This window comes from Stackebrandtia sp. (assembly GCF_035643755.1).
Classification (GTDB): domain Bacteria; phylum Actinomycetota; class Actinomycetes; order Mycobacteriales; family Micromonosporaceae; genus Stackebrandtia.
On record NZ_DASQPW010000175.1, the window covers coordinates 1 to 3,341 of the forward strand.

At 67.9% G+C, this 3,341-nt stretch carries 5 protein-coding genes; all 5 read right to left on the bottom strand.

The annotated features are described in order from the left end of the window. The coding region (locus tag VE172_RS13045) for a ferredoxin (protein WP_324802271.1) at positions 1-197 on the bottom strand (197 nt) is incomplete at its 3' end. Positions 198-211: 14 nt separating this feature from the next. Continuing rightward, positions 212-1,417 (bottom strand): cytochrome P450, encoded by a 1,206-nt coding sequence (locus VE172_RS13050; protein WP_324802273.1) that lies wholly within the window; start codon positions 1,415-1,417, stop codon positions 212-214. A 39-nt stretch (positions 1,418-1,456) separates the two neighbouring features. Beyond that, positions 1,457-1,939 (bottom strand): GbsR/MarR family transcriptional regulator, encoded by a 483-nt coding sequence (locus VE172_RS13055; protein ID WP_324802275.1) that lies wholly within the window; start codon positions 1,937-1,939, stop codon positions 1,457-1,459. A gap of 114 nt (positions 1,940-2,053) precedes the next feature. Then, on the bottom strand, positions 2,054-2,800 hold the full coding sequence (locus VE172_RS13060) for a metallophosphoesterase family protein (RefSeq protein WP_324802277.1): 747 nt from the start codon (positions 2,798-2,800) through the stop codon (positions 2,054-2,056). Between the two features lie 59 nt (positions 2,801-2,859). Then, positions 2,860-3,341, bottom strand: a 482-nt coding sequence (locus VE172_RS13065) for an alpha-hydroxy-acid oxidizing protein (protein ID WP_324802280.1), incomplete at its 5' end; no start/stop codon positions are given.

The following is a 3,341-nucleotide window of genomic DNA, read 5'->3' on the forward strand; positions in this document are numbered from 1 at the left end:
TAGCCCTCGTCCAGGCTCAACGCGCCAGACGGGCACAGGCTCACCGCTTCGCGCGCGGAGCCCTCCTGGTCGGAGGCGGGCTCGACGTGCTTCACCAGCACCCGGCCCTCCTCGTCGTCCTGGTCGAACAAATCCGGCGCCGTCAGCACGCACATGCCCGCGCCGATACAGACCTCGCGGTCCGCCTTGATCTTCATGCCAGTTCCCTTCTTCACCATGTCACCGGCAGCTCATGGACACCATAGATCGCCATGTCCGTCCGCATCGGAACCTCGGAGGCGGGCACGGCCAGCCGCAGCGTCGGGAACCGCCGGATCAATTCGTTGAAACCTATACGCATTTCGATGCGGGCGAGCTGTTGCCCGAGACACTGGTGAACCCCGTGACCAAAGGCGAAGTGGCCGTTGGCGTGCCGGGTGACGTCGAGGGCGTCCGGGTCGTCGAAGCGTTCGGGGTCGCGGTTGGCGCTCGGCACCGACACCGTGATCTGCTCGCCCCGCTTGATCAGCGTGCCGTCGAGGTCGATGTCCTCCGCCGCCCGCCGAACGGGTCCGATGTGGATGATCGACAGCCAGCGCAGCAGCTCCTCCACCGCGCCCGGCATCAGCTGAGGATCGGCGCGCAGCGTGTCCAGCTGAGCGGGATTCTCCAGCAGCGCGAAGGTTCCCAGGGCCAGCATGTTGGCGGTGGTCTCGTGCCCGGCGATCAGCAGCAGGAACCCGATGCCCTCCAGCTCCTCCATGGTGAGCTCGCCGCCGGAGGCCAGGTCGCTGAGCAGGTCGTCGCCCGGGTGGGCGCGCTTGTCCTCGGCCAACCCGCGGATGTACTCCTTGATGTTGTCGACGGACCTGGTGCGCTCGTCAAACGGGATCTTGAGGCTCAGCAGCCGCGCGGAGTCCCTTTGGAACTGTCCCCTGTCGGCGAACGGCACGCCGAGCATCTCGCAGATCACCATGGACGGAACCGGCAGGGCGAAATCCTGGACCAGGTCGACGGGCTTTTCGGCCCGCTCCATGGCATCCAGGTGTTCGGTGACGATGTCCAGCACCCGCGGTTCCAGCTGCTTCATGCGCCGGACGGTGAACACGCCGGTGAGCATGGTGCGCAGGCGCGAGTGGTCGGGCGGGTCCATCCTGATGAACATGCCCGGCTGCTTCGGTACGTCGCGTACCTTGTCCAGGCCCGGCAGGTTGATCGATGAATAGATACGCTCGAATTCGGAGCTGAATCGCACGTCCGCCAGCACCCGCTTGGCCAGCTGGTGGCTGGTGATCACCCAGCCGAGGTGCTCGTCGGGGTAGTAGTACATGCGACTCAACGGACGGTGGTCGCGCAGGTCCTTCAACTGCGCCGGTGGGTCGAACGGCCCCGTGCGTTCCAGCGGCAGTCCATGAGGGATGGACGTGGTCGAAGACATGATGCCTCCATGAGAGTGGCGCGGCGGGTGTCCCCGTCGCTATTGCGAGGATTCGCGTTCCTGGATTCGCTTGAGCCGGAAGTTATCCCAGCGATCAAGCAGGTCCGGCCCAATCTCGGATTCAACGAACGCGAGGAAATCGAGGTACTCCTCCATGCGCCTGCGGCGATCCCTGTCGTCGCCCAGCAACGCCAGTCCATCCTCGGCGAGCCTGCGTGCCAGTTGGATGTGTTCCCAACGGGACCGCACGATCTCGACCCAGCTGCCGCCCCCGGCCATCTGGTAGTAGTGCTGCCGGGAGCCGGCCACCGGGACGCGCTCCACGGTGCAGGCGTTCATCAGCCGGCGGACGGTCGTGGAGACCGACGCCTTGCTGACCCGCAACGCGGACGCGATCTGAGTGATCGACTGGTGTGGAGGTTCGCAGATGAGTAGGAGTCCGATGATCATGCCCTCGATGCGCTGGCCACCGGACATCTCGGTGTGCACCCCGAAGCGCCCGACGAGCGCGCGTTCGGCCATGCTCAGCTCCACCCGGCTCACCTTCTTTCAGCGCGTTCAGTAAGTACTGAACGCAGCGTACGCCGTGATCTTGTGATGTGGCAACGATTCTGAGTAACTGAATTTTCGGGGATCTCAGCGTCCGTCGCGCGGGCCGAATACGGCCAGGGCGTCGACGTCGGTGTTGCGGGCCCGGACGTACTCGTCCGCCCAGCCAGCGGCGTCGGGATAGGACGATTCGGAGGCGATCCGCGCGCAGGCGGCGTCGAGGTCGAAGACGGTGTGGCGCAAGGAGACCCCGGGCCCGAGAAGCGCCCAGTGCGCGGCCGCCCGCCCGTACGGCATCCCGACACTGCCGGGGTTGACGATCTGGACGCCGTCGGCCAGCCGCGCGAAGGGCATGTGGGTGTGTCCGCACACGACGGTCCCGATCGAATCATCCATTTCGGACAGAACCTCCCGCCAGCGCGACGGCCGCGAGTCCACGAGCACGACCTCGGTGTCGTCGCGCGGAGTGGCGTGGCAGAACAACACCTCGCCGAGCCCGTCCACCTCCAGGCGCGCCGTCGTCGGCATCGCGGCGATCCGCTCCAGGTGGTCGTCGCGCAGCTGGCCCGCCGCCCACATCGCCTCGGGCCACGGCACCTCGGCGCCCTCGCGTCGGATCTCCCACAGCTCGCGGTCGGCGTTGCCGCGCACCCACACCGCCCGGTCCCCCAGGGCGACCAGCGTGTCGAGCACCTCCACGGGCTGCGGCCCGGCGGCGATGTCGCCGGTGAGCACGATCGCGTCGGCCGCGCGCACCTCGGGCTCGGCCAGCACCGCCTCCAGGGCGGGCATAGACCCGTGAATGTCCGACAGCACCGCGACGCTCCTCACCATGCCGCCAGGCTAAATCCCGCTCCGGCGGCGCGCCAGCGATTCCGCCGTGGGCAGAGCCGTCAGACGCGCTGGAGCCGCTCGGGGTTGACGTCGTCGATCGAGGCGCAGCCGCTCAGTCCCATGGTGAGGTCGAACTCGGCGGCGAAGTGGCTCAGCACCTGCCGCACGCCAAGGCTTCCCGCCACGGCGAGACCGTACACATAGGGCCGACCCAGGCACACCGCCGCGGCGCCCAGCGCGATCGCCTTGAACGCGTCGGCCGCGACGCGCACCCCGCTGTCGAACAGCACCGGGACGGCACCCGCCACCGCGGCCACCACGCCGGGCAGGGCGTCCAGCGCCGCGATGGCGCCGTCCACCTGGCGTCCGCCGTGATTGGACACCACGATGCCGTCCACGCCGCGATCCATCGCCCGCACCGCGTCGTCGGGATGCAGCAGGCCCTTCAGCAGGATCGGCAGGCTGGTGCGCTGCCGCAGATGATCCAGGTCGTCCCAGGTCAGGTCGGATCGGGAGAAGACGTCCAGAAAGGTGTCGACGG